Origin of the sequence: Reyranella sp. CPCC 100927 (assembly GCF_007859315.1) — a bacterium.
In the GTDB taxonomy this organism is placed as follows: domain Bacteria; phylum Pseudomonadota; class Alphaproteobacteria; order Reyranellales; family Reyranellaceae; genus Vineibacter.
Window position 1 is genome coordinate 68,696 of sequence record NZ_VOHA01000027.1, and the last position, 23,760, is coordinate 92,455.

A 23,760-nucleotide genomic window follows, 5' to 3' on the forward strand; every position below is an offset into this window, starting at 1 on the left:
GTAGACGGGTAAACGGGCGGAGAGAAGGAGACATACCGGCATGCACGTCCTGATTGTAGGTGCCGGCATCGCCGGCCTGGGCGCGGCGTGGGCGCTGGTGCGGGACGGCCATCGCGTGACGGTGCTGGAACAGGGGGCGATCCCCAACCCGCGTGGCACGTCGGTCGATTCGCATCGCCTGATCCGCCGCGCCTATGGCGCCGAGACCGGCTACATGCGGATGATCACGCATGCCTACGCCGCCTGGGACCGGATGTGGGCCGATCTTGGCGTGAAGCTGCGCATCGACACCGGCGCATTGTCGATGAGTGCGCTCACCGACGACTGGGTGGCGACGTCGCTGCAGGCGCTCAAGGCCGACTGGCTGCCGGTCGAGGAACTGGACGCCAGGCAGCTGGCCGAGCGCTTCCCGCTGGTCGAGCCGCGCGGCATCGCGGTCGCGTTCTTCTCGCCCGAAGGCGGCGTGCTGCTGGCCGACCGCATCATCGCGGCGCTGGCCCGCTGGCTGGCGGAGAAGGGCGCCGTCCTGCGGCCGCACGCCCCGGTCGCGTCCGTCGATGCCGATACCGGCACGATCCGGCTCGCAGATGGCGAGACGCTCGGCGCCGACCTCGTGCTGGTGGCCGCCGGCGCCTGGGCAGCGGCGCTGGCGCCGGCCTTGGCGCCGAAGGTCGAGCCGTCACGGCAGGTGCTGGCCTATGTCGACCTGCCCGACGATCTGGCGCGCGCCTGGGCAACGCACCCGTCGCTGCTGTGCGCCGAGCGCGCCACCGGCTTCTATCTCGTGCCGCCGGTCGTGGCGCCCGATGGCATCCAGACACGGCTCAAGATCGGCGATCACCTGTTCAGCCGGACCGGTGATGCCGAGAGCGATCCGCGCATTGCCGGCATCGACGAAACCCGCGCCGTGTTCGACCAGGCGCGCGGCCGCCTGCGCGGGCTGGACCGCTACCGCATGGCCGAGGGCAAGGTCTGCTTCTATACCGTCGACCGCCGGCCGGGCCGCGAGACCTTCCAGTCCCTGCCGCTGGGCAAGGCGGCGTGGGCGATGTCGAACTGCTCGGGCCACGGTTTCAAGTTCGGTGCCTGCCTGGGCGAGGCCTTCGCCGACATGGTGGCCGGCCGCCGCAGCGCCGAGGCCTTCACGCAGTATGCGGCGGGCGAGGCATCCGTCATTCCGAGCGCAGCGAGGAGTCTTTAGGGCTGGCGCGCGGCGTATGTCGCTTTATCTTTCCCCTGGACGACAGGCGATCGCATAGGCACGAGCGGCCCGCCGGCCGGAAGACGAACCACAGAGGCACAGAGACACAGAGGTTACACAGAGAAAAAACGCCATCGCGCGCCAAAGGCGCGCAGCTCATCTTCCTCTGTGTTGTCTCTGTGCCTCTGTGTCTCTGTGGTTAGCTTTCATGGCGCGCCATATGCGATGGCGGCAGAAAACAACACGGGGAACGCCATGGCCGATATCGAGATCCGCAAGATCGTGACCGGGATCGAGGAGGTCTGGCACGACGGCGGTCCGCCGCTGGAGGATCCGGTGCGCAAGGGCGCCATCGGCGCCGTGGTGCGCAATCCCTATGCCGGCCGCTACGTGCCCGACATCGCGCCCATGATGGATGCGCTGAAACCGCTGGCGCTCGACATCACCCGCCGCCTGATCGCCGCGCTCGATGCGCAGGGGCCGGCGATCGAGGCCTACGGCAAGGGCGTCGTCGTCGGCATCGCCGGTGAACTCGAGCATGCCGCGCTGTGGCATCAACCCAGCGGCTGGGGCATTCGCGAGGCGATGGGTGGCGCCAAGGCGCTCGTGCCCTCGACCGTGAAGGTCGCCTCGGCGGGCGCGCGCATCGACATCCCGCTGCACCACGTCAATGCTGCCTATGTGCGCAGCCATTTCGACGCCATCGAATTCTGCGTGCCCGACGGCCCCAAGCCCGACGAGATCGTCTTCATCGTCGGCCTGTCGACCGGCGGCCGGCCGCACCCGCGGGTCGGCGGCCTGCGCGTCGAGGAGATCAAGCTGTGGGACGGCCAGCGCTGAGCTATCGGCCGAACGGAAAGGGCGCGAGCGACTTGCTGGCTTCCTCGATGATCAGGTTCTTGCTGATGGGGGCGGCGGCGCGCTGCGGACAGGCGGGTCGCTCGCAAATCCGACAGGAGGGTCCGATCTCGACGACCAGCGGCGCGGCAAGGTCGAAGCCCCGCGCGTAGCGCAGCTTGCTGGCGTATCTCAGGTCGCAGCCCAACCCGACCACGAGTTCGTCGTCCTGCGAGGCCAGCAGGCCGGAGACCCGCCTGACCGTGCGCGACACGGTGAAGTACCGCTGTCCGTCCGGTGTTTCGATGATCTGCGTGAGGATGCGCCCCGGCGTGCGGAAGCAGTCATGCACGTTCCAGCGCGGACACGTGCCGCCGAAGCGCGAGAAGGGAAACGTCTCCGCCGCGTAGCGCTTGGAGATGTTGCCCGCCGCGTCGATCCTCACCATGAAGAAAGGAATGCCGCGGGCGCCCTGGCGCCCGAGGCTTGTCAGACGGTGTGCGGCCTGCTCGAAGCTGACGCCGAAGCGGGGGCGAACGCGTTCGATGTCGTAGGCGCTTGCTTCCATCGCCGCGAGGAACTTCGCATAGGGCATCATCAGCGCCGCGGCGATGTAGTTCGTCAGGAATACCTTCAGAAGCCTCAGGCTGGTGGCGTCGGGTGGCGCAAATCGGTCGGCCAGGGCCTTGACGTCCGCACCATGCTCGAGCAGGGCGAGCTGGTAGCACATGCCGAAGACACGGCCGGCCGGCGCCAGCGTTTCAGACAGCATCAGTCTGCGGCGATGGTGGTCGTAACGCCTCAGCAGGCCGCCCATGACCTCGATGGGCATGACGCGGCACCTTGTGCCGTGGGCGGCCTGGAGGCGCTGCTGTGCCGCCGCCGCGAGGTCCTGAGGTTCGACGGCCAGCGCCGCCAGAATGGACTCGGCGTACTGCTCCAGCTCCGGAAAATGATTGCGTTGGGCGCCGACCAGGTCGCGAACCCATTCGGTGGGCTCGATGGTCGCGCGGGGGGCGCGTCGATCGCGATCGAACGCACCGAGATCGATCAAGCGGCCGCGTTCGAGGTAGGCGCGATAGAGACGAACGAAAGCATCCGTTACGCCCGGCGCCGCTTCGGCTGATTCGGCGATCTCGTGGCGGCTGATCGAGAGGTCGGCAAAGAGGCGATCGGCCAACACTTCTTCCAGATTCGACCCGCCGTCCTGCCCGTCCAGGGTCAGGCTTTTGAGGTCGATATCGTACGCCTCGACCAGCCGCAGCAGGACCTGGGTGGTCACCGGCCGCTGGTTGCGCTCCAGGAGGTTCAGGTAGCTCGCGGAGATACGCAGTTCCGTGGCCATCTGTGCCTGGCTGTGACCAAGGTCGCGGCGCAGCCGCCGCAACCGGCCACCCAGGAAGAGCTTCTTACCGCTGTCCATGGTTGTCACTTTGTCATTAATTTACACGCCATACAATGTCATATCGTGACAAATTGGCCCCAACAGACGTGAGACCTTTCGGGCGTCGGGGTTAAGTCGGAGGCATCAGCGACCGGCACCCCGCCGGTGCGACGCCTTCGGAGCATCGAGCATGAGCCCCCGCAAGACCTACGCAGAACACCGCACGACGTTGTTGCGCCGATACCCGCAGGGTGTGACGCCCGGTGGCGTCGCGGTGGACGACATCATCCAGCTCAAGATGCAGAACACCTACGCCACGCATCTCGACATCGCCCGCGACATGGCCAGCGTCATGCGTGCCGACATGGCGGCCTACGATGCCGACAGCTCGAAGTTCACGCAGTCGCTGGGTTGCTGGTCGGGCTTCCATGCCCAGCAGATGATCAAGTCGGTCAAGCGGCTGCGCGGAACGACCAAGGGCGCCTATGTCTACATGTCGGGCTGGATGGTGGCGGGCCTGCGCAACCGCTTCGGCCATCTGCCCGACCAGTCGATGCACGAGAAGACCGCCGTCGCCGACCTGATCAACGAGATCTACGTTTCGTTGCGCCAGGCCGACGAAGTGGCGCTCAACGATCTCTTCAAGGCGCTGCGCGAGGCGCGCGCCAAGGGCGACGACGTCCGCGAACAGGCGGCGATCAAGGCCATCGATGCGTTCGAGAGCCACGTCGTGCCCATCATCGCCGACATCGACGCCGGCTTCGGCAACGAGAACGCCACCTATCTGCTCGCCAAGGAGATGATCAAGGCAGGCGCCTGCTGCCTGCAGATCGAGAACCAGGTGTCCGACGCCAAGCAATGCGGGCACCAGGACGGCAAGGTGACGGTGCCGCGCGAGGACTTCATCGAGAAGCTGCGGGCCTGCCGCCTCGCCTTCGAGGAACTCGGTGTCGACGATGGCGTGATCGTCGCGCGCACCGACAGCCTCGGCGCCGGCCTGACGCAGAAGGTGCCGGTCAGCCGCCATCCTGGCGATCATGCCGCCGAATACATCAAGTGGCTGAAGACCGAGCCCATCGGCAAGGACAACCCTGTGCGCGACGGCGAACTGGCGCTGTACAAGGACGGCGCCTTCGTGAAGCCCGTGCGCATGGCCAACGGCCTCTTCGCCTTCACCGAGGGATCCGGACGCGCGCGCGTCATCGAGGACTGCGTCGCGGCCCTGACCGAGGGCGGCGCCGACCTGCTGTGGATCGAGACCGACACGCCCAACGTCACCGAGATCGCCGCGATGGTGAAAGAGATCCGCAAGGTCGCGCCCCACGCCAAGCTGGCCTACAACAACTCGCCGTCGTTCAACTGGACGCTGAACCTGCGCAAGCAGGTGGTCGAGGAATGGGTGGCCGCGGGCCGGATCACGCGCGATGCCTATCCGTCCGGACAGGCGCTGATGTCATCCGAACTCGACGACACCGAGCTGGGCCGCGAGACCGACGCGCGCCTGGCCCGCTTCCAGGTCGAGATCTCGGCGAAGGCCGGCGTCTTCCACAACCTGATCACCCTGCCGACGTTCCACTTGACCGCCAAGAGCGTGGACGAGCTGTCGCGGGACTATTTCGGCGAAGGCCGGATGCGCGCCTACGTCAACACGGTGCAGCGCGAGGAGATCCGTCGCGGCGTCGCGGCGGTGAAGCATCAGCACGAGGTCGGCTCCGATCTCGGCGACACCTTCAAGGAGATGGTCTCCGGCGATCGCGCGCTGAAGGCGGGCGGCCACGCCAACACGATGAACCAGTTTGCCGCGGAGTGAACCCCAAGCCCGAAGGAGACTAGAGATGGACAGCGAATTCAAACCGGTCGCGCCGGCCGACCTCTCCGAGCAGGACCGCGCCGTCAACCGGGTCGCCGATGCGGTGCATCGGCTCAATGAGGCCATCGCGCGCGCCGTGAACAACGGCCTGTCGATCGAGCTGATGCGAGTCTCACGGCACCACGATGGCAAGGGCAACTGGGGCGACCAGATGATCCCCATGGTGCGCGATGCCAAGACGCGAGGCGCCGCCTGAGAACGGGCCCTTGAGGATCGCCGCCCTGCCACGGGCGGCGATCCGCCTTCTCAGAGCCTGATAGGCCGGCGTTTCTGGCGTCCTGGAGCGACGGCCATCCCACGCGCAGACATGCAAACGCTCACGGAGCGGAGGGCCACGCAATAGTCCCGTCCCTTCATCGCGCTTTTTCCAGAACAAATCGATGCAGGGTTGCCTGCTTCTGATCGAAAAACGTCCACGACGCCGGGAAGAACGTCAGATAGCGATTATAGGTCTGTACGCCGACCAGGGCGATGGCCTCGTCCCGATTCTGCACCAGCCGATCGAACCAGGCGCGCAGCGTGGGCCTGTAGTCATGCGTCGAATCGTGGGTGATGGTGAAGCCGGCATCGCCAGCCGCCTGCAGGAAGTCCTCGTAGCGAGACAGCGCCGATCCCGGAAAGAAGATCTGTCCGGTGATCGTGCTGGTGGGCAGATCGTCACCGTTCAGGGAAAAGAAGTGCAGCACCAGCCGGCCGGTCGGCGCCAGCGCCTGGTGCAAGCGCCGCAACAGCGGCAGCACCTCGTTCGGCCTGACGTGCTCCATCGAGCCGATACCGTAAATTTTGTCATAGGAAGCGGGCTCGAACGCCGCCGTGATGAAGTCTTCGAGCACCACGTCGTAGCCGAATTTTTCGCTGACGTAGCGAGCCTGCTCTCGGGACAGGGTCATGCCGCGAAGTCCGGCGCGGTCGCCCGTATGAGCATGGATGTGGTGCATCATGCCGCCCCAGCCACATCCGAGGTCCAAAATCCGTTCTCCCGCGCGGGGCTGGATCAGGTTGAGCAGATAGTCGGCTTTGCGGACTTGAGCGGTTTCGATTGTGTCGTCCGGACGGTCAAAATCGGCGCAGCTGTAGAGCATGAGATCGCGGTCGAGAAACAGGCGATAAAAAGCATTGGAAACATCATAGTGCTCTTCAATACCGTCGGCGTGACTTCGGGAAAATCGGCGCGCGAGCAGCCACCGACGTTGAAACCGGAAAGGATATCCCTGGATGAAAGCATCCTGCCAGGCCGGTCCGGGGCGCGTCAGGAACCCCCAGACATGGTCAGGGTCCAACGGCACCGGGGCGCTCACGAAATAGCGCACCATCGCATAAGACAAGCCATAGCGGGCAACATCTGCCACGGCTCTCGCGCGGCGCCACAGTTCGTGCGAGCCCAACGTCACTACTTGCTCCATCAGGTTGCTTGCTGCGGGCAGATGTCGCTCACGGGTTAGAGCGCCATCACCATAGCGCAGCGCTGTTCTGGAGGCAGGCCCGCGTGAGCCTCTTTGTTCAGAATGTCCGCCAATCGCGGGGGAACGTCATTAACGTCCAAAGTATCGAAACCGAGGCGTCTATAGTAAGGTTCGTTCCAGGGCACGTCCCGAAAGGTTGTCAAGGTAAGAGCCCTGCCTCCTTTCGCGATCGCAATGCGACGCACGGCCTCGATCAACTTTCGCCCGATACCCTGTCCTTGATGGTCCCGATGAACAGCAATCTGCCAGATATGCAGTTCATTCGACATGAACTCGCCATTCAAAAATGCGACGAGCCCTTGTTCGTTGTGCTCGGCGACGAGCGCAACGCCGTTTGCGATGACGAATCGATGTTCGTCTTCTGATTGGACGTCATCGTTGGCGATCCATTCCAGGCCACGCCATTGCTCAAAAATGGAGCCGGAACTCTTTTCGATGGCGGGTAGGTTGGCAACGTCTTGATATGAGGCGGTTCGGATTGTGATCATTGCGACATCGTACACAACCTTGGCGCCATGATCCTTCCCGCCAGCGCCTCATCGTGAGAGAGACGCTGGCACCGTCACGCTAGTCACAAAGCCCCGCTGGCGCTGCGGGCTTTGTGTGTCCGTTGGCTGCCGGCCTCAACCCTGAGCGCGAAGGGCCTTGGCCGCCGCCACCATGTTCGCCAGCGCCGGGACGACTTCCGTCCACTGGCGCGTCTTGAGCCCGCAATCCGGATTGACCCACAGTCGTTCGGCCGGAATGCGCTCGGCGGCCTTTTTCATCAGCTGCTCGATGTGCTCCCGCGTCGGGATGTTCGGCGAGTGGATGTCGTAGACACCCGGCCCGATCTCGTTCGGGTACTTGAAGTTGTCGAAGGCGTCGAGCAGTTCCATGTCCGAACGCGATGTCTCGATGGTGATGACGTCGGCATCCATGTTGGCGATCGACGCGATGATGTCGTTGAACTCCGAATAGCACATGTGGGTGTGGATCTGCGTTTCGTCCGCCACGCCGTTGGCGGTGATACGGAAGGACTCCACCGCCCAGTCCAGATAGTCCGCCCATTGCGATTTGCGCAGCGGCAGGCCCTCGCGCAGCGCGGCTTCGTCGATCTGGATCACGCGCACGCCGGCCTTCTCCAGGTCCAGCACCTCCTGGCGGATCGCGAGCGCCAACTGGCGGCACGATACCGAGCGCGGCTGGTCGTCGCGCACGAAGGACCAGTTGAGGATGGTGACCGGGCCGGTCAGCATGCCCTTCATCGGCTTGCTGGTCAGCGACTGCGCATACCTGATCCACCCCACGGTCATCGCCTTGGGGCGGCTGATGTCGCCGAACAGGATCGGCGGCTTCACGCAGCGCGAGCCATACGACTGCACCCAGCCGAACTGGCTGAAAGCGTAGCCGTCGAGCTGCTCGCCGAAATACTCGACCATGTCGTTGCGCTCGGCCTCGCCGTGCACCAGCACGTCCAGGCCCAGGGTTTCCTGCTCGCGCACGCTGCGCGCGATCTCAGCCTGCATCGCGGCCTTGTAGCCGGCCGCGTCGAGCTGGCCCGCCTTGAACTGGCTGCGGGCGTGGCGGACCTCGCCGGTCTGCGGGAAGGAGCCGATGGTGGTGGTGGGATAGGCCGGCAGCTTCAGCAGCGCCGCCTGCTTGGGCGCGCGCTGCGCATAGACGTGCCGGCGCTGGCCCGCCGCCGGGTCGAGCTTGTCGATGGCCGCCTTGACAGTGGGGTTGTTCACGCGCGGCGAGTTGCGGCGTGCATCGATGGCTGCCTGGTTGGCGGCGAGTGCGTCCTTCACGCTGTCGCGGCCGTTGTTCAGCGCGTCGGCCAGCACCTTCAGTTCGTCCAGCTTCTGCAGCGCAAACGCCAGCCACGACCTCACGTCGGAGTCCAGCTTCTGTTCCCGGGCGAGGTCCACCGGCACGTGCAGCAGCGAGCATGATGGCGCGATCCACAGACGGTCGCCGAGCTGCTTGGCCACCGGCTCGAGCCAGGCGAGCACGGCGTTCAGGTCGGTCTTCCAGATGTTGCGGCCGTTGATCACGCCCAGCGACACCACGCGGTCCTTTGGCAGCTGAGCCAGAAGCGTCTCGACCTCGCTGCGCGCATTGACGGCATCCAGGTGCACTCCCTGCACCGGCAGCGCGCATGCCAGCGGCAGGTTCTCGCGCAACTGGCCGAAGTAGGTGGCGAGCAGCAGCTTGACCTTGCCAGTCGACAGCGCGGCATAGGCGGTGCGGAAGGCCTGCTGCCAGGCGGCGGAGAGCTCGGTGACGAGGATGGGTTCGTCGATCTGTACCCATTCCACGCCCTGGGCAGCCAGCGTCGCCAGCAACTCGGCGTACACCGGCAGCAGGCGCGGCAGCAGCGCGAGCTTGTCGGACTCGTCTTTGGCCTTGCCGATCGCCAGATATGTGACCGGACCGATGATCACGGCCTTGGTCTTGACGCCTTGCGTCGTGGCTTCGGCCAGTTGTTCTAGCAGGCGCGACGCGTCCAGCTTGAATGCGGTGGCCGCCGTGAACTCGGGAACGATGTAGTGGTAGTTGGTATCGAACCACTTGGTCATCTCGCCGGCCGCAACGCCGCCGCAGCATGCCGCATGGTCTTCCGCGGACTGCGCGGAGCGGCCGCGCGCGACACGGAAGTAGTTGTCGAGCGCATCGCCGTGGAAGCCGTGCACGCGCTCGGGCAGGTTGCCCAGCGTGAAGCTCATATCAAGCACCTGGTCGTAGAAGGCGAAATCGCCGACCGGCACCAGGTCGAGCCTGGCCTGGTGCGCCCAGTGACGGCGCCGCAGATCGACACCCTGTGATGTCAGATCGTCACGCGCGGATTCACCCTTCCAGTAGGACTCCAGCGCAAATTTCAGTTCGCGCTTCGCACCGATGCGGGGGAAGCCCAGATTGTGGGTCGTGATCATGGATGGTTCCCATATTTCCAAAGGATTCTGGGCAACCTGTGGCATCTGGCATATGAAGTATAATGGTCTTAATTCAGAGACTCATGAGTAGGCTTCATTGACCATGCTCGAGCGGACACATCTCGCCATCATTCGCGAGGTCGAGCGGCAGGGTTCGCTCACTGCCGCGGCCGATGTGCTGTGCCTCACGCAGTCGGCGCTGAGCCACGCGGTGAAAAAGCTGGAGTCCAATCTCGGCACCGACATCTGGCTGCGCGAGGGCCGCAACCTGCGGCTGACGCAGGCGGGGCAGTATCTGCTCGCGGTCGCCAACCGGGTATTGCCTCAGCTCGACCTGGCGGAGGAACGCGTGCGCCAGTTCGCCCAGGGCGAGCGTGGTACCCTGCGCATCGGGATGGAATGCCACCCGTGCTACCAATGGCTGCTCAAGGTGGTGTCGCCGTACCTGGAGCGCTGGCCTGATGTCGACGTCGACGTGAAGCAGAAGTTCCAGTTCGGCGGTATCGGCGCGCTCTTCGCCTACGAGATCGACCTGCTGGTGACGCCGGATCCGATGCACAAGCCGGGGCTGCGCTTCGAGCCTGTCTTCGACTATGAGCAGGTGCTGGTCGTCGGCAGCCGCCATCGCCTGGCTGCGGCCCCGTATGTCGAGCCGCAGCAGCTGGCCCAGGAAGTGTTGCTCACGTACCCCGTCGCCATCGACCGGCTCGACATTTACAACCAGTTCCTCCAGCCGGTGGGTATCAGCCCCCGGCGCCACAAGACGATCGAGACCACCGACATCATGCTGCAGATGGTCGCCAGCGGTCGCGGCGTGGCGGCCCTGCCGCGCTGGCTGGCGTTGGAGTACGCGGACAAGATGGAAGTCGTCCCGGTCCGTCTGGGGCCGCACGGTATCGCCAAGCAGATTTTCCTCGGCATCCGCGAGGCCGACATCGATACCGACTATGTGAAGGCATTCATCGATCTGGCGCGCGGCTCATCGGGTTTGGCTGAGCGCGAGACATGTCATCGCGAGCGAAGCGAGCCCTGGGAGCGCGGGCCTCCGGCCCGCTCATGACGCGCGAAAGCGGAGCTTTCGCCTTGATGCGGGCGGGACGCCCGCGCTCCCAGGAATACTGATGTATTCCGCTGGGTCAGTCGGTACGACCCGGTGGCCCGTTCGGCAGGACGGTGCGCACGATCGAGGCGTCGAGCGCTTCGTAGTCATGATAGCCGATGGTGGCATAGAGTTCGGCGCGGGTCTGCATGCGCTCGACCATGCGATGCGCGCCGCCGTCGCGTCGGATGGCGGCGTAGAGCTCTTCCTGCGCCTTGTTGGCGACGCGCAGGGACGATACCGGCCAGATGACCATGCGGTAGCCCATCGCCTCGAACGCCGAGGCGGTAAAGAACGGCGTGCGGCCGAACTCGGTCATGTTGGCCAGCAGCGGCACACCGGGCATCGCGCGGGCGAAGGCGCGGAACATCTCGGCATCGATCAGCGCCTCGGGAAAGATCGCGTCGGCGCCGGCCTGCAGATAGAGCTTCGCCCGCGCGACGGCGCCCTCGATCCCCTCGCTGGCTGCCGCGTCGGTGCGCGCGATCAGATACAGGTGCCGTCGCGCCTTGGCGGCGGCCGCGATCTTGGCCGCCATGTCGTGCGGATCTGCCAGTTTCTTGTCGTTGAGGTGTCCGCACTTCTTGGGCAGGAGCTGGTCCTCGACATGCACGGCGGCAGCGCCCGCTTCTTCGAAGGCGCGCACCATGTGCATGACGTTGAGAGCTTCGCCATGTCCGGTGTCGCCATCGACCAGCACTGGCAGGCCGCTGCGCGCAACCTGGCGGATGAAGAAGCAGACCTCGTCGACGGTGATGATACCCAGATCGGGCAGGCCCATCGACGCCGTCATCGCCGCGCCCGAGAGATAGGCCACCTCGAAGCCGGCCGCTTTCGCCTGCAGAGCTGCCTGGCCGTTGTGCGTGCCGGGCAGGCCGAGAACGCCCGGCCGCGCGAGGCGTTGGCGGAAGCGATGCCCGGCAGGCTGATCGGGAAGATCGTCGGCGACGAGGTAGGTCATCGATACCTCATGCCGCGCGTGTCGCGGACGACGGACCGCGCTGCGCCAGGGGGACGAACGTGCGATTCTCGGGGCCTGTATAGATCGCCGACGGTCGGATGATCTTGTTGTCGATGCGCTGCTCGATGACGTGGGCGCACCAGCCCGAGGTGCGTGCGATCACGAACAGCGGCGTGAACATCGCCGTCGGCACGCCCATCAGGTGGTAGGAGACGGCGCTGAACCAGTCGAGGTTGGCGAACATCTTCTTGGCTTCCGCCATGGTCGATTCGATCCGGTCGGCGACCGCGAACATCGCCATCGAGCCGGCTTCCTCAGCGATCGTGCGCGCCACCCGCTTGATCACCTCGTTGCGTGGATCGGCGATCGTGTAGACGGGGTGACCGAAACCGATGACCACCTCTTTCGCGGCGATGCGCCGGCGGATGTCGGCTTCCGCCTCATCGGCGTCGGCATAGCGCTGCTGGATCTCGAAGGCGACCTCGTTGGCGCCGCCATGTTTGGGACCCCGCAGGGCGCCGATGGCGCCGGTCACCGCCGAGTAGAGGTCGGCGCCGGTACCGGCGATCGAACGGGCGGTGAAGGTCGAGGCGTTGAACTCGTGCTCGGCATAGAGGATCAGCGAGGTGTCCATCGCACGCACATGCGAGGCGCTGGGCCGCGCGCCCTGCAGCAGATGCAGGAAGTGCGACGCGATGCTGTCGTCGTCGGTTTCGACATCGACGACCCGGCCGTGATGGGCGTAGTGGTGCCAGTACAACAGCATCGAGCCCAGCGAGGCCATCAAACGGTCGGCGATGTCGCGCGCACCGGCATGATTGTGGTCGTGCGCCTCGGGCAGCACGCAGCCCAGCGCCGAAACGCCCGAACGCATCACGTCCATCGGGTGCGCCGCCGCCGGGATGGCTTCCAGCGTGCGCTTCACCGCGGCCGGCAGCCCACGCAGCGACCGCAGCTTGGCCTTGTAGGCCGCGAGCTGTGACGGGGTCGGCAGTGCGCCATGGACCAGGAGATGGGCGATCTCCTCGAAGACACAGCGTTCGGCGATGTCGAGGATGTCGTAGCCGCGATAGTGCAGGTCATTGCCGCTGCGGCCGACCGTGCACAGCGCGGTGTTGCCGGCCGGCACGCCCGAGAGAGCGACCGACTTCTTCGGGGTATTGGTGACAGGCTGGGCCATGCGGGGAACTCCCTGATCTCAGGCCGGTGGCGCGAAGATGGCGCGCGTGTTGACCGTCGCGAGCTGGTCGATGTCGACCGCGAACGTGAGGCCGCCGAGCTCCTCGGCCGCCAGGCGGGGCAGGCGGGCGACCGTGTCGAGAAAGCGGTTCTGTTCGGCTTCGGGCACGACGCCCTGCGCCAGGATCCGGAACTTCTTCACGTAGTCGGGACGCTGCCACGGCGTGGCGCCGAGCGGGTGCGCGTCCGCAACCGCGAGTTCGTCCTCGATCACGCGCCCGTCGTCGAGCGTGATGGCAACGTGGCCGCCGAACGCCTTGATGGCCGGATCGGTCGAGTGGTAGCGCCGCGTCCAAGCGGGATCCTCGACAGTGCGCACCTTGTGCCACAGCGCCACGGTATCGGGCCGCTGCGCGCGCTCTGCCGCGTAGGAGCGTACGTGATGCCAGCCGCCGTCCTGCAGCGCCACGGCGAAGATGTACATGATCGAGTGATCGAGGGTTTCGCGACTCGCGTTCGGATCCATCTTCTGCGGATCGTTGGCGCCGGTGCCGATCACATGGTGTGTATGGTGGCTCGTGCGGATCAGGATGTCCTTGACCCGTGCGACGTCACCGACCTTCGGGCCCATGCGTCGCGCCAGGTCGATCAGCGCCTGGCTCTGATACTCGGCGGAATGCTCCTTGGTGTAGCTGTCGAGAATGGCGCACTTGGCTTCGCCGGGCGCCGGCAATGGTACCTCGTAGGTCTTGCCGGGACCGCCCAGCAGCCAGGCGATGAAGCCGTCTTCGCCCTCGTAGGCCGGCGATGGCGCGCCCTCGCCGCGCATCGCCCGATCGACCGCTTCGACCGCCATCTTGCCCGCGAAGGCAGGCGCGTAGGCCTTCCAGCTCGAGATCTCGCCCTTGCGCGACTGGCGTGTCGTTGTCGTCACGTGCAGCGCCTGCTGCACGGCCTGGTAGATCGTCTCCACCGGCAGGCCGAGCGCTGCGCCGATGCCGGCGGCGGCCGACGGCCCGAGATGGGCGATGTGGTCGATCTTGTGTTCGTGCAGGCAGATGCCCGTCACGAGATCGATCTGGATCTCGTAGCCCGCGGCCAGGCCGCGCACGAGGTCGGCGCCGCTGAGGCCGCAATGCTGGGCGACGGCGAGGACCGGCGGAATGTTGTCCGCCGGATGCGAGTAGTCGGCGGCGAGGAACGTGTCATGGTAGTCGAGCTCGCGCACCGCCACGCCGTTGGCCCATGCCGCCCATTCCGGCGAGACCCGTCGGTTGGGATAGGATGTGAGGCCGTAGACCGTGGCGCCGGGTCGGTAAGGATGCGCCATCGCCTGGGCGCGCGCATTCACCACCGGCGCGCGGTTCAGCGATGCCGCCGCGACCGCTGCGTTGTCGATGATGCGGTTGCCGATCATCTCGACGACGTCGTCGCTCACCGCAACGGGATCGGCGGCGACCGTGGCGATCTTCCAGGCGAGCTGGTCCTCGCGCGGCAGCGCTTCGGCTGATTTGTACGTACGAACACGGTGCAGCTTCACGAGGCGTCTTCCTGGCTGAGGGGTGAGGCGTCGGGGATCGGCGTCGGTCGTCCCGTGGCGTCGAGAGCGATCATCTTGAAGCGGCCGCGCATGGCAAGCTCGCGCCGACCGTCGAGCAGCGTTTCGGCAATGACGTCGACCGCGACCGTCATCGACGTGCGCCCCACGCGCACGACGGTGGCTGTCAGCTCGACGACCTGGCCGACTTTAACGGGCTGGTGGAAATCGACCGTCTCGGTGCCGGCCATGACGACGGTTCGTCGGGCGCGACGGCTGGCGGCGACGAAGGCGGCCTTGCCCATCAGGCTCAGCGCCGAGCCGCCGAAGAGCGTGCCGTAATGATTGGCCTGCTCCGGAAAGACGACTTCGACGAATCGTGTTTCCTCACCGGCCTCAAGGTAGCTGTTCACCAGAGCGGTATGCATCGATCGGGTCGCTCCAGGGGCTTGCGGAAGCTGCGGATGCTCGCAATATGCGCAAATGAGCGACTGCGTAAAATGACTGAATTTGCTTACATTTGTGTAGTCCATACGGTGAATTTGCAAACTTTGTGGATGGTCGATGAGCAAAGCCTTCATGGGGGTCCGGCTGCGACGCCTGCGCGAGGAACGCGGCCTGACCCAGGCCGCGCTGGCGACGGCGCTGGGCCTCTCGAACAGCTATCTCAGCCAGCTCGAGAAGAACCAGCGGCCGCTCACCGTGCCGGTGTTGCTGAAGATCAACGCGGTCTTCGGTGTCGACGTGCAGCTCTTCTCCGAAAACGACGAAGCGCGGCTGATTGCCGATCTGCGCGATGCGCTGTCCGAGGCGCAGACCGGCGAGAGCGTGGCGCTGGCCGAGATCCGCGAACTGGCGTCGAACATGCCGGCGGTAGGACGCGCGCTGGTGACGCTGCACGGCCGATATCGTCAGGCGATCGAGCGTACGCAAGCCCTGGCAACGCGGCTGGGCGATGACCGGCCGGCGAACGGCCTGCCGCCGATGCCGTTCGAGGAAGTGCGCGATTTCTTCTATGTCCGTCACAACCACATTGCCGAGCTCGACCAGGCAGCGGAAGCGCTCTATGCACGTGCTTCGTTGGTGCCGGGCAGCCTGCATGTCGACCTGGCCGCCTATCTCGCGAAACGCCACGGCATTCGGGTCGCCTTCGACGCGTCCGACGACGGCGAGGGCACACAGCGCCTGTATGATTCCCGCAGCCGGGTCCTGCACCTGTCGCCCGGCCAGCGGCCCGGCCAGCACGCGTTTCAGATGGCGGCCCAGCTTGCCTTTCTGGAAATGGAGGACACGATCCGCGCGCTGGTCGATGCCGCATCGTTGACCGGACCGGAGGCGCGGGCGCTGGCGCGCATCGGGCTTGCCAGCTACTTCGCCGGCGCGCTGGTGCTTCCCTACATCCCCTTCTTGCGGGCCGCCGAATCGTTGCGCTACGACATCGAGCGCCTGGGCCGCCAGTTCGGCGTCGGCTTCGAAACGGTGTGCCACCGCCTGAGTTCGCTGCAACGGCCGGAAGCCAAGGGTGTGCCTTTCTTCTTCGTTCGCGTCGACCGAGCGGGCAACATCTCCAAGCGACAGTCGGCAACAGACTTTCACTTCTCGCGCGTGGGCGGCACCTGCCCGCTGTGGAATGTCTATGAAGCCTTCGCGCACCCCGGCCGCATCCTGACACAGCTCGCCGAAATGCCTGATGGACGCACCTACCTCTGGGTTGCGCGGACCGTCACACGCGGACACGGCGAATACGGCGCGCCGGGCAAGACATTCTCCATCGGCCTGGGCTGCGATCTGCGGCACGCGGCCAAACTGGTCTACTCGAAGGGGCTCGACCTCGGCCATACACGGGTGGCGACGCCGATCGGTGCCGGCTGCAAGATCTGCGAGCGGCCCGTGTGCCCCCAGCGTGCCTTCCCGCCGATCGGCAAGGCGCTCGCGATCGACGAAAACCGGCACCGCTTCGTTCCCTACAGGACGGCATGAACACCTTCGGGAGAGCACCGACGCTTCGTAGGGTCTTTACCGGCATTGCGGCACAGCGATAGAATGCGAGATCGTTTGCTTACGAACGATCTTCCGTAAGCCTTGTGCGGTGCGTCATTTTCTCGTCAATCTGCGTTTATTCGAACCAGGGGATCCGACACTATGAAACGCAGGACTGTCCTCGGATTTGCCGCCGGTGCCGCAGCGGGACTGACGCTGCCGGCGCGCGCGCAATCCGGTCCGATCAAGATCGGCGAGCTCAACAGCTACAAGGTCTTTCCCGCCTTCCTCGAGCCCTACAAGAAGGGCTGGGAGCTGGCGGCCGAGGAGGTCAATGCCGCGGGCGGCGTGCTGGGACGCAAGATCGAGATCGTCTCGCGCGACGACGGCGGCACGCCGGGTGATGCGGTGCGCGTGGCCGAGGAGCTGCTGAGCCGTGAGAACGTCGCCTTCCTGATCGGCACCTTCCCGTCCAACGTCGGGCTCGCGGTGGCCGATTTCGCCAAGCAGCGCAAGACGCTGTTCATCGCCGCCGAACCGCTGACCGACAAGATCACCTGGGACCAGGGCAACCGCTACACCTTCCGCCTGCGCGCCTCGACCTACATGCAGACCGCGATGCTGGTCCCCGACGCCGTGAAGCTGAAGAAGAAGCGCTGGGCCATCGTCTACCCCAACTACGAATACGGCCAGTCAGCCACCGCCGCCTTCAAGAAGCTCCTGCAGGCGCAGCAGCCCGACGCCACGTTCGTCACCGAGCAGGCGACGCCGCTGGGCAAGATCGAGGCCGGCGCAGTGGCGCAGGCGATCGCCGATGCCAAGCCGGACGCGATCTTCAGTTCGCTGTTCGGGCCCGACCTTGCGAAATTCGTGCGCGAGGGCAATCAGCGCGAGCTGTTCAAGGGCGTCGAGGTGTTCAACATCCTGGCCGGCGAGCCGGAGTATCTCGATCCGTTGAAGGAGGAGACGCCCAGCGGCTGGTACGTCACCGGCTACCCGTGGTCCGAGATCAAGACCGCCGAGCACGCGAAGTTCCTGGCCGCCTACCAGGCGAAGTTCAAGGACTACCCGCGCCTGGGCTCGATCGTGGGCTATTCGACCGTGATGTCGGCGGCGGCGGCGATCAAGAAGGCTGCTGCGCTGGACCAGGAGAAATTGGTCGACGCCATGTCGGGCCTGACCCACAGCACGCCGTTCGGCGACATCACCTACCGGCCGCTCGATCACCAGTCGACCATGGGCGCCTATGTCGGCCAGCTCGGCGTCAAGGACGGCAAGGGCGTGATGGTCAACTGGCGCTACGTCGACGGCAAGGACGCCATGCCGTCCGACGACGACATCCGCCGCATGCGGCCCACGAACTGATCCTCCTCCCCACGCAGTGGGGAGGTGCCCCGAAGGGGCGGAGGGGACCCCACGTGGTCTATGTAACGGAGACCACGTCCGGTCCCCCTCCGGCCTTCGGCCACCTCCCCCAACTGCGTTGGGGGAGGGAATAACCCCGTGACCTTCGCCAGTTTCATTGCCCAGCTTCTCAACGGTCTGGCCGGTGCCTCGTCGCTGTTCATGGTGGCGGCCGGCCTGTCGCTGATCTTTGGCGTCACGCGCATCGTCAATTTCGCGCACGGCTCGCTCTACATGCTGGGCCTGTACGGCGCCTATGCCCTGCTTGAAGGCCTGACGACCCAGCTGTTCGCCTTCGGCGGTTTCGGCCGCACGCCGCTGGGCTTCTGGGCCGCGGTGGTGATCGCCGCCGTCCTGGTCGGCATCGTGGGCGTGCTGATCGAAGTGCTGGTGCTGCGCCGCATCTACCGTGCGCCCGAGCTGTTCCAGCTGCTGGCCACCTTCGCCGTGGTGCTGGTCGTCAAGGACATCGCGCTCGCGGTGTGGGGCGCCGAGGATCTCGTGGGTCCGCGCGCGCCGGGGCTGAGCGGCACCGTCACCATCCTCGACCGCCGCGTGCCGCAATACGACCTCGCCCTGATCGTGATCGCGCCCGTGGTGCTGCTGGCGCTGTGGCTGGCGCTCAGTCGCACGCGGTGGGGCGCCTTGGTGCGCGCTGCCACGCAGGACCGCGAGATGGTGGGCGCGCTGGGCGTCAACGAGACCTGGCTGTTCACCGGTGTCTTCTTCATTGGGTCCATGCTGGCGGGGCTGGGTGGCGCGCTGCAGTTGCCGCGCGAGCCGGCCCATCTGGGACTGGACCTGGCGCTGATCGCCGATGCCTTCGTGGTGACCGTGGTCGGTGGGCTGGGCAGCGTGCCCGGCGCCTTCCTGGCGGCGATCCTGATCGGCGTGGTGAAGGCATTCTGCGTCGCGCTGGGCACGCAGAGCATTCTCGGCTTCGAGGTTTCGTTCTCGCGGCTCACCCTGGTCGTCGAATTCCTGGTGATGGCCGCTGTCCTGGTGGCGCGGCCCTACGGCCTGCTGGGCCGGCCGCCGGTGCTGCAGCGCGCCGCCGGCGAGGCCGCGCCGCCGCTCTCCTTGCCGCGCTGGCCGGTATGGGCACCGGTCATGGTGCTGCTGGCGGTGGTGCCGTTGGTGATGGGCCACGACCGCTACCTGATGGTGCTGCTGACCGACATCTTCATTTTCGCGCTGTTTGCCGTCAGCCTGCATGTGCTGATGGGGCCCTCGGGCATGGTGTCGTTCGGCCACGCCGCCTATTTCGGCATCGCCGCCTACGCCGCGGCGCTGCTGCTGAAGCGCGCCGCGTTGCCGATGGAAGTGGCGCTGCTGGCGGCGCCCGCGGTCGCCGGCGGCTTCGCGCTGCTGTTCGGCTGGTTCTGCGTGCGCCTGTCGGGCGTCTATCTGGCGATGCTGACCCTGGCGTTCGCGCAGATCGCCTGGTCGGTGATCTTCCAGTGGGACTCCTTCACCGGCGGCAGCAACGGCATGATCGGCGTCTGGCCGTCGGGCTGGCTGGCGTCGAAGAGCGCGTATTACTGGCTGGCGCTGGCCCTGTGCGGCATCGGCATCGCCTTCCTGTGGCGCCTGCTCTTCTCGCCCTTCGGCTACGCGCTGCGCGCCGGCCGTGACTCGCCGTTGCGCGCTGAGGCCATCGGCATCGACCTGCGGCGCCAGCAGTGGTTCGCCTTCGCGGTGGCCGGCGCATTGGGTGGCCTGGCCGGCGCGTTGTTCGCCTTTTCCAAGGGCAGCATCTCGCCCGAGCTCACGTCGATCGCATTGTCGACGGATGCATTGGTGATGGTGCTGCTGGGCGGCGTCGAGACCTTGACCGGCCCGGTGGCCGGCGCCGCCGTCTTCACCTGGCTGAAGGACGAGCTGGCCCGGCGCACCGAATTCTGGCGCGCGCTGCTGGGCCTGGTGATCCTCGCCCTGGTGCTGCTCTTCCCGCAAGGCATCGTCGGCGGTACCCGCCAGCTCTGGCACCGCCTGCGGCGTCTTCTCACGCCCCCTCCCCCCTTGTGGGGGAGGGCTGGGGAGGGGGGTGCCTCACATCAGGTGCCTCGTGTGCAGACCCCCCACCCGTCGGCGCTGCGCGCCGCCGACCTCCCCCGCAAGGGGGGAGGTGATGAGCGGGGAGGGGGCATATGACCGCAACCGTCCTCGACGTGCGCGGTCTCTCCAAGGCGTTCGGTGGCGTGCGCGCGGTCGATGACGTGCACTTCACCATCGCGGCGGGCGAGCTGCTGGCGCTGATCGGGCCCAACGGGGCGGGCAAGTCGACCTGCTTCAACATGCTCAATGGGCAGCTGCGTCCCGATGGCGGCAGTGTGCAGCTGAATGGCCGCAGCATCGTGGGCCTGCCGCCGCGGCGGGTGTGGCGGCTGGGCGTCGGCCGCACCTTCCAGATCACGGCCACCTTCGTGTCGATGACGGTGCGCGAGAACGTGCAGATGGCGCTGCTGTCGCATCACCGGCGCATCGGCGCCGTCTTCGCGCGCGCCGGCGATCTCTACCGCGACGAGGCCGATGCATTGTTGGAGCGGGTCGCCATGCGCGACCAGGCCGAGCGCGTGTGCGGTGTGCTGGCCTACGGCGATCTCAAGCGGGTCGAGCTGGCGGTGGCGCTGGCCAACGATCCCAAGCTGCTGCTGATGGACGAGCCGACCGCCGGCATGGCGCCCAAGGAGCGTGTGCAGCTCATGGAACTGGCGGCCCGCCTGGCGCGCGAGCGGCAGGTCGCGGTGCTGTTCACCGAGCACGATATGGACGTGGTGTTCGCCCATGCCGATCGCATCATCGTGCTCGACCGCGGCAAACTGATCGCGCAGGGCACGCCGGCCGAGGTGCGTGCCGATCCGCAGGTCCAGGCTGTCTATCTCGGCTCCGGCGCGATGTACGGCCATGCCCACTGAAGCGCGCGACACCCTGCTGCAGGTCGACGGCCTGCATGCCTTCTATGGACGGGCTCACATCCTGGCCGACGTGGCGCTCACGGCACGCGTGGGTGATGTGCTGGCGCTGCTGGGTCGCAACGGCGCCGGGAAGTCGACGACACTGAAGTCGATCATGGGCCTGGTGCCGCCGGCGGAAGGTACGATCGTGTTCGATGGCACCCGCATCGATCGCCTGGCGCCCTATCGCATCGCGCGGCTGGGACTGGGCTTCGTGCCCGAGGACCGCCGCATCTTCACCGACCTGTCGGTGCTGGAGAACCTTGAGGTCGGGCGCCAGAAGGCGCGCGACGGCGCGCCGACCTGGACACCCGACAAGCTGTTCGAGCTGTTCCCCAATCTCGGCCGCATGAAAAGCCGGCCGGGCGGGCGCATGTCGGGCGGCGAGCAGCAGATGCTGACCATCGCGCGCACCCTGATGGGCAACCCCCGCTGCGTGCTGCTCGACGAGCCGTCGGAGGGTCTGTCGCCGCTGATCGTCGAGCAGATGGCGCAGGCCATCCGCGCCATGCGGTCGGAGGGCTTGTGCGTGATCCTTTCGGAGCAGAACCTGCATTTCGCATCGCTGGTCGCCGACCATGCCGTGATCGTCGAGAAGGGCCGGGTGCGCTTCGCCGGCACCATGGATGACCTGCGCGCCGATCCGGCGGTGCGCGAGCAGTATCTGTCGGTGTGAGGGCCGGGGCATGCCACGTTCTTATCGTCATCCAGGCCCCTGTCATCCCGAGCGTAGCGAGGGATCTCCTGCGCGTGGCGCACCGTGCGTCTTCCGTGGGAGATCCCTCGCGACGCTCGGGATGACGGACTGCCCGACCATGGGAATACAATGACCCACCAAGCGCCCACCATCGTCGTCGGCATCGATGTCGGTGGCACCTTCACCGATCTGATCGCGGTCGATCAGCAGAGCGGCGCGGTGTCGCTGGCCAAGGTGCCGACCACGCCCGACAATCAGGCCTTCGGTTTCGTCGCGGCGCTGGAGCAGGCGAAACTCGATCCGCGCGCCTTGCAGGCGATCGTGCACGGCACGACCACCACCACCAACGCCCTGCTGGAACGCAAGGTCGCCAAAGTCGGCCTGATCACGACCAGGGGTTTTCGCGACGTGCTGGAGTTGGGCCGCCGCACCCGGCCCAAGCCCTATGGCCTCACGGGCAGCTTCGAGCCGCTGATTCCCCGCGAGCTGCGGCTGGAAGTGGCCGAGCGCATGGATGCCGAAGGCGAGGTGGTGACGGCGCTCGACGAGACGGCGGTGCGCGCCGCCGCCGAGCATCTGCGCGACGCCGGCTGCGAGGCGCTGCTGATCCATTTCCTGCACAGCTACATCAACCCCACCCACGAACGGCGCGCCGCCGACATCGCACGCACGGTGTGGCCCAACGCCTACGTCACCGCCGGCCACCAGATCGTGTCGGAGTACCGCGAGTACGAGCGCGGCACCACAGCCAGCATCAACGCCGCCGTGCAGCCGATCCTCGACCGCTATGTCGGCCGTCTGGTCGGCGAGCTGAAGGACCGCGGCTTCGCGCGTGACCTGCTGGTGATGCAGGGCAACGGCGGCACCGTGACGGCGGGTCTGGTGGCCAGCCACGCCGTCAACACCGTGATGTCGGGTCCTGCCTCAGGCGTGATGGCGGCGGCCTACACCGGCCGCGCCTGCGGGCAGGAGAATCTGGTCACCTATGACATGGGCGGCACCTCGACCGACGTCGGCCTGATCAAGGACGGCGTGCCGCAGGTGTCGAGCGAGCTCGACCTCGAATACGGCATGCCGATCCACGTGCCCATGGTCGACGTGCACACGATCGGCGCCGGCGGTGGCTCGATCGCGCATGTCGATCCGTCGGGCATGCTGCGGGTGGGTCCGCACAGTGCCGGCGCGCGGCCCGGGCCGATCTGCTACGGCCGCGGCGGCGAGCGGCCCACTATCACCGATGCCAACCTGGCGCTGGGCCGGCTCAATCCCGACCACCTGCTGTCGGTCGACACGCCGGTGTCGCTCGACCACGTGCGCGCCCGCATCGCGACCGACATTGGTGACAAGCTCGGTCTCGACTGGACGGCGGCCGCGGCGGCGATCCTGCGCGTGGCCAACGACCGCATGGCCGGCGCCATCCGACTGGTATCCCTGGCCAAGGGCTACGATCCGCGCGACTTCGCGCTGTTCGCCTTCGGTGGCGCCGGCCCGCTGCATGCCGTGGCGCTGGCGCGCGAGCTCGCGATCCCCAAGGTGCTGGTGCCGGCCCGCCCGGGCATCACCAATGCGCTGGGCTGCGTCGTGGCCGACCTGCGCCATGACTACGTGCGCACCGTCAACACGCCGCTGCCGGCGCTCGACGAGGGCCGCGTGCGCGCCATCCTGGAGGCGCAGATCGCCGAGGGCGAGGCGACCTTGAAGCAGGAGGGTGTCGCGATCGACGGTATCACGCGCCTGCACTTCGCCGACATGCAGTTCCAGGGCCAGAGCCACATGCTCACCGTGACGCTGCCGCGCATCGACGTGTCGGTGCCCGACCTGCGCGCCGCGTTCGAGACTGCCTATTGGCGTCGCTTCGGCGTCGAGCTGCCCGAGATCCGCGCCGTGCTGGTGAACCTGCATACCGCCGTGATCGGCCGCCGTCCGTCGATCGAACTCGGGGCACTGACCAGCGGCGACAAGGCCAAGGACGTGGCCGGCGCGACGGTGGGCACCCGCAAGGTGTGGTTCGAGCCGGGCGGCTGGCGCGACACCCCGATCCTGTCGCGCGACCGCCTGCCGCTCGACGCGCGCTTCGAGGGCCCCGCTATCATCGAGCAGCTCGACACCACCATCGTCGTCGAGCCCGGCAACAAAGTCTCCCTCGATACCCTCGGCAACCTCGTGCTGGAGGTCGTATGATCTCCTCCCCCAACGCAGTTGGGGGAGGTGCCCGAAGGTCTTCAGCCGCAACATGGGTAACAGTTTGTGCTCACCACATGGGTAACAGTTTTCTC

General features: G+C 66.5%; 19 protein-coding genes. 11 read left to right on the forward strand and 8 right to left on the reverse strand.

Annotated features, from left to right (window positions below):
* The first annotated feature begins 40 nt into the window (after window positions 1-40).
* Together FQU96_RS36890 and FQU96_RS36895 are read left to right on the forward strand one after the other, a co-directional pair.
* The gene (locus tag FQU96_RS36890) at window positions 41-1,201 is read left to right on the forward strand and encodes an FAD-dependent oxidoreductase (protein ID WP_146546423.1); all 1,161 of its coding nucleotides are present in this window, start codon (window positions 41-43) and stop codon (window positions 1,199-1,201) included.
* 255 nt (window positions 1,202-1,456) lie between these two features.
* Entirely contained in the window at window positions 1,457-2,041 is a 585-nt protein-coding gene (locus tag FQU96_RS36895; RefSeq protein ID WP_146546424.1) for an amino acid synthesis family protein, read from the forward strand.
* Between the two features lies 1 nt (window position 2,042).
* Here the strand turns inward: FQU96_RS36895 and FQU96_RS36900 are convergent, their stop codons facing one another.
* Window positions 2,043-3,461, reverse strand: coding sequence for a short-chain fatty acyl-CoA regulator family protein (locus FQU96_RS36900; RefSeq protein WP_146546425.1), 1,419 nt, complete (start codon window positions 3,459-3,461; stop codon window positions 2,043-2,045).
* Between the two features lie 151 nt (window positions 3,462-3,612).
* Here FQU96_RS36900 and FQU96_RS36905 point away from each other — a divergent pair, with 151 nt between their 5' ends.
* On the forward strand, window positions 3,613-5,232 hold the full coding sequence (locus FQU96_RS36905; protein WP_146546426.1) for an isocitrate lyase: 1,620 nt from the start codon (window positions 3,613-3,615) through the stop codon (window positions 5,230-5,232).
* Window positions 5,233-5,257: 25 nt separating this feature from the next.
* Window positions 5,258-5,488 carry a hypothetical protein gene (locus FQU96_RS36910; RefSeq protein WP_146546427.1) on the forward strand — a complete coding sequence of 77 codons (231 nt, stop codon included), beginning with the start codon at window positions 5,258-5,260 and terminating at the stop codon, window positions 5,486-5,488.
* Window positions 5,489-5,645: 157 nt separating this feature from the next.
* Here the strand turns inward: FQU96_RS36910 and FQU96_RS36915 are convergent, their stop codons facing one another.
* The 3 genes from FQU96_RS36915 to metE form a co-directional block, all read right to left on the reverse strand.
* Window positions 5,646-6,695, reverse strand: a complete 1,050-nt coding sequence (locus FQU96_RS36915) for a class I SAM-dependent methyltransferase (RefSeq protein ID WP_146546428.1) — start codon at window positions 6,693-6,695, stop codon at window positions 5,646-5,648.
* 35 nt (window positions 6,696-6,730) lie between these two features.
* Window positions 6,731-7,243 carry a GNAT family N-acetyltransferase gene (locus FQU96_RS36920; RefSeq protein WP_146546429.1) on the reverse strand — a complete coding sequence of 171 codons (513 nt, stop codon included), beginning with the start codon at window positions 7,241-7,243 and terminating at the stop codon, window positions 6,731-6,733.
* 135 nt (window positions 7,244-7,378) lie between these two features.
* A complete protein-coding gene (gene metE, locus FQU96_RS36925; protein WP_146546430.1) occupies window positions 7,379-9,670 on the reverse strand; it encodes a 5-methyltetrahydropteroyltriglutamate--homocysteine S-methyltransferase in 2,292 nt (763 codons plus the stop codon).
* A gap of 103 nt (window positions 9,671-9,773) precedes the next feature.
* Here metE and FQU96_RS36930 point away from each other — a divergent pair, with 103 nt between their 5' ends.
* Window positions 9,774-10,730: a LysR family transcriptional regulator gene (locus FQU96_RS36930; RefSeq protein WP_146546431.1), complete on the forward strand. Its 957-nt coding sequence runs from the start codon at window positions 9,774-9,776 to the stop codon at window positions 10,728-10,730.
* Between the two features lie 76 nt (window positions 10,731-10,806).
* Here FQU96_RS36930 and prpB read toward each other — a convergent pair whose 3' ends face one another.
* The 4 genes from prpB to FQU96_RS36950 are packed head-to-tail and all read right to left on the reverse strand — an operon-like array spanning window position 10,807 to window position 14,874.
* Window positions 10,807-11,730, reverse strand: coding sequence for a methylisocitrate lyase (prpB, locus tag FQU96_RS36935; protein WP_146546432.1), 924 nt, complete (start codon window positions 11,728-11,730; stop codon window positions 10,807-10,809).
* Between the two features lie 7 nt (window positions 11,731-11,737).
* Window positions 11,738-12,910 (reverse strand): 2-methylcitrate synthase, encoded by a 1,173-nt coding sequence (gene prpC, locus FQU96_RS36940; RefSeq protein WP_146546433.1) that lies wholly within the window; start codon window positions 12,908-12,910, stop codon window positions 11,738-11,740.
* 18 nt (window positions 12,911-12,928) lie between these two features.
* Complete coding sequence (locus tag FQU96_RS36945) at window positions 12,929-14,449, reverse strand: MmgE/PrpD family protein (RefSeq protein WP_146546434.1); 1,521 nt, start codon at window positions 14,447-14,449, stop codon at window positions 12,929-12,931.
* Window positions 14,446-14,874: an acyl-CoA thioesterase gene (locus FQU96_RS36950; protein WP_146546445.1), complete on the reverse strand. Its 429-nt coding sequence runs from the start codon at window positions 14,872-14,874 to the stop codon at window positions 14,446-14,448. The genes FQU96_RS36945 and FQU96_RS36950 overlap by 4 nt, the downstream gene beginning before the upstream one ends.
* A gap of 136 nt (window positions 14,875-15,010) precedes the next feature.
* Between FQU96_RS36950 and FQU96_RS36955 the strand changes: the two genes are divergently transcribed.
* The 6 genes from FQU96_RS36955 to FQU96_RS36980 all read left to right on the forward strand — a co-directional run bounded on the left by FQU96_RS36955 (window position 15,011) and on the right by FQU96_RS36980 (window position 23,665).
* Entirely contained in the window at window positions 15,011-16,426 is a 1,416-nt protein-coding gene (locus FQU96_RS36955; protein ID WP_146546435.1) for a short-chain fatty acyl-CoA regulator family protein, read from the forward strand.
* 162 nt (window positions 16,427-16,588) lie between these two features.
* Window positions 16,589-17,791, forward strand: a complete 1,203-nt coding sequence (locus FQU96_RS36960) for an ABC transporter substrate-binding protein (protein ID WP_146546436.1) — start codon at window positions 16,589-16,591, stop codon at window positions 17,789-17,791.
* Between the two features lie 138 nt (window positions 17,792-17,929).
* Window positions 17,930-19,984: an ABC transporter permease gene (locus tag FQU96_RS36965; RefSeq protein ID WP_146546437.1), complete on the forward strand. Its 2,055-nt coding sequence runs from the start codon at window positions 17,930-17,932 to the stop codon at window positions 19,982-19,984.
* Entirely contained in the window at window positions 19,981-20,748 is a 768-nt protein-coding gene (locus tag FQU96_RS36970) for an ABC transporter ATP-binding protein (protein ID WP_146546438.1), read from the forward strand. Before FQU96_RS36965 ends, FQU96_RS36970 begins: the two co-directional genes overlap by 4 nt.
* Window positions 20,738-21,463 carry an ABC transporter ATP-binding protein gene (locus tag FQU96_RS36975; protein WP_146546439.1) on the forward strand — a complete coding sequence of 242 codons (726 nt, stop codon included), beginning with the start codon at window positions 20,738-20,740 and terminating at the stop codon, window positions 21,461-21,463. The genes FQU96_RS36970 and FQU96_RS36975 overlap by 11 nt, the downstream gene beginning before the upstream one ends.
* A gap of 150 nt (window positions 21,464-21,613) precedes the next feature.
* Entirely contained in the window at window positions 21,614-23,665 is a 2,052-nt protein-coding gene (locus FQU96_RS36980) for a hydantoinase/oxoprolinase family protein (protein ID WP_146546440.1), read from the forward strand.
* Window positions 23,666-23,760 lie beyond the last annotated feature (95 nt).

What these genes read in the sequence shown, in the direction of transcription:
- metE (WP_146546430.1), bottom strand. Translation starts at nt 9,670, where the DNA reads ATGATCACGACCCACAATCTGGGCTTCCCCCGCATCGGTGCGAAGCGC.
- FQU96_RS36970 (WP_146546438.1), top strand. Translation starts at nt 19,981, where the DNA reads ATGACCGCAACCGTCCTCGACGTGCGCGGTCTCTCCAAGGCGTTCGGT.
- FQU96_RS36980 (WP_146546440.1), top strand. Translation starts at nt 21,614, where the DNA reads ATGACCCACCAAGCGCCCACCATCGTCGTCGGCATCGATGTCGGTGGC.
- FQU96_RS36895 (WP_146546424.1), top strand. Translation starts at nt 1,457, where the DNA reads ATGGCCGATATCGAGATCCGCAAGATCGTGACCGGGATCGAGGAGGTC.
- prpC (WP_146546433.1), bottom strand. Translation starts at nt 12,910, where the DNA reads ATGGCCCAGCCTGTCACCAATACCCCGAAGAAGTCGGTCGCTCTCTCG.
- prpB (WP_146546432.1), bottom strand. Translation starts at nt 11,730, where the DNA reads ATGACCTACCTCGTCGCCGACGATCTTCCCGATCAGCCTGCCGGGCAT.
- FQU96_RS36915 (WP_146546428.1), bottom strand. Translation starts at nt 6,695, where the DNA reads ATGGAGCAAGTAGTGACGTTGGGCTCGCACGAACTGTGGCGCCGCGCG.
- FQU96_RS36975 (WP_146546439.1), top strand. Translation starts at nt 20,738, where the DNA reads ATGCCCACTGAAGCGCGCGACACCCTGCTGCAGGTCGACGGCCTGCAT.
- FQU96_RS36955 (WP_146546435.1), top strand. Translation starts at nt 15,011, where the DNA reads ATGAGCAAAGCCTTCATGGGGGTCCGGCTGCGACGCCTGCGCGAGGAA.
- FQU96_RS36950 (WP_146546445.1), bottom strand. Translation starts at nt 14,874, where the DNA reads ATGCATACCGCTCTGGTGAACAGCTACCTTGAGGCCGGTGAGGAAACA.
- FQU96_RS36910 (WP_146546427.1), top strand. Translation starts at nt 5,258, where the DNA reads ATGGACAGCGAATTCAAACCGGTCGCGCCGGCCGACCTCTCCGAGCAG.
- FQU96_RS36920 (WP_146546429.1), bottom strand. Translation starts at nt 7,243, where the DNA reads ATGATCACAATCCGAACCGCCTCATATCAAGACGTTGCCAACCTACCC.
- FQU96_RS36900 (WP_146546425.1), bottom strand. Translation starts at nt 3,461, where the DNA reads ATGGACAGCGGTAAGAAGCTCTTCCTGGGTGGCCGGTTGCGGCGGCTG.
- FQU96_RS36905 (WP_146546426.1), top strand. Translation starts at nt 3,613, where the DNA reads ATGAGCCCCCGCAAGACCTACGCAGAACACCGCACGACGTTGTTGCGC.
- FQU96_RS36960 (WP_146546436.1), top strand. Translation starts at nt 16,589, where the DNA reads ATGAAACGCAGGACTGTCCTCGGATTTGCCGCCGGTGCCGCAGCGGGA.
- FQU96_RS36930 (WP_146546431.1), top strand. Translation starts at nt 9,774, where the DNA reads ATGCTCGAGCGGACACATCTCGCCATCATTCGCGAGGTCGAGCGGCAG.
- FQU96_RS36890 (WP_146546423.1), top strand. Translation starts at nt 41, where the DNA reads ATGCACGTCCTGATTGTAGGTGCCGGCATCGCCGGCCTGGGCGCGGCG.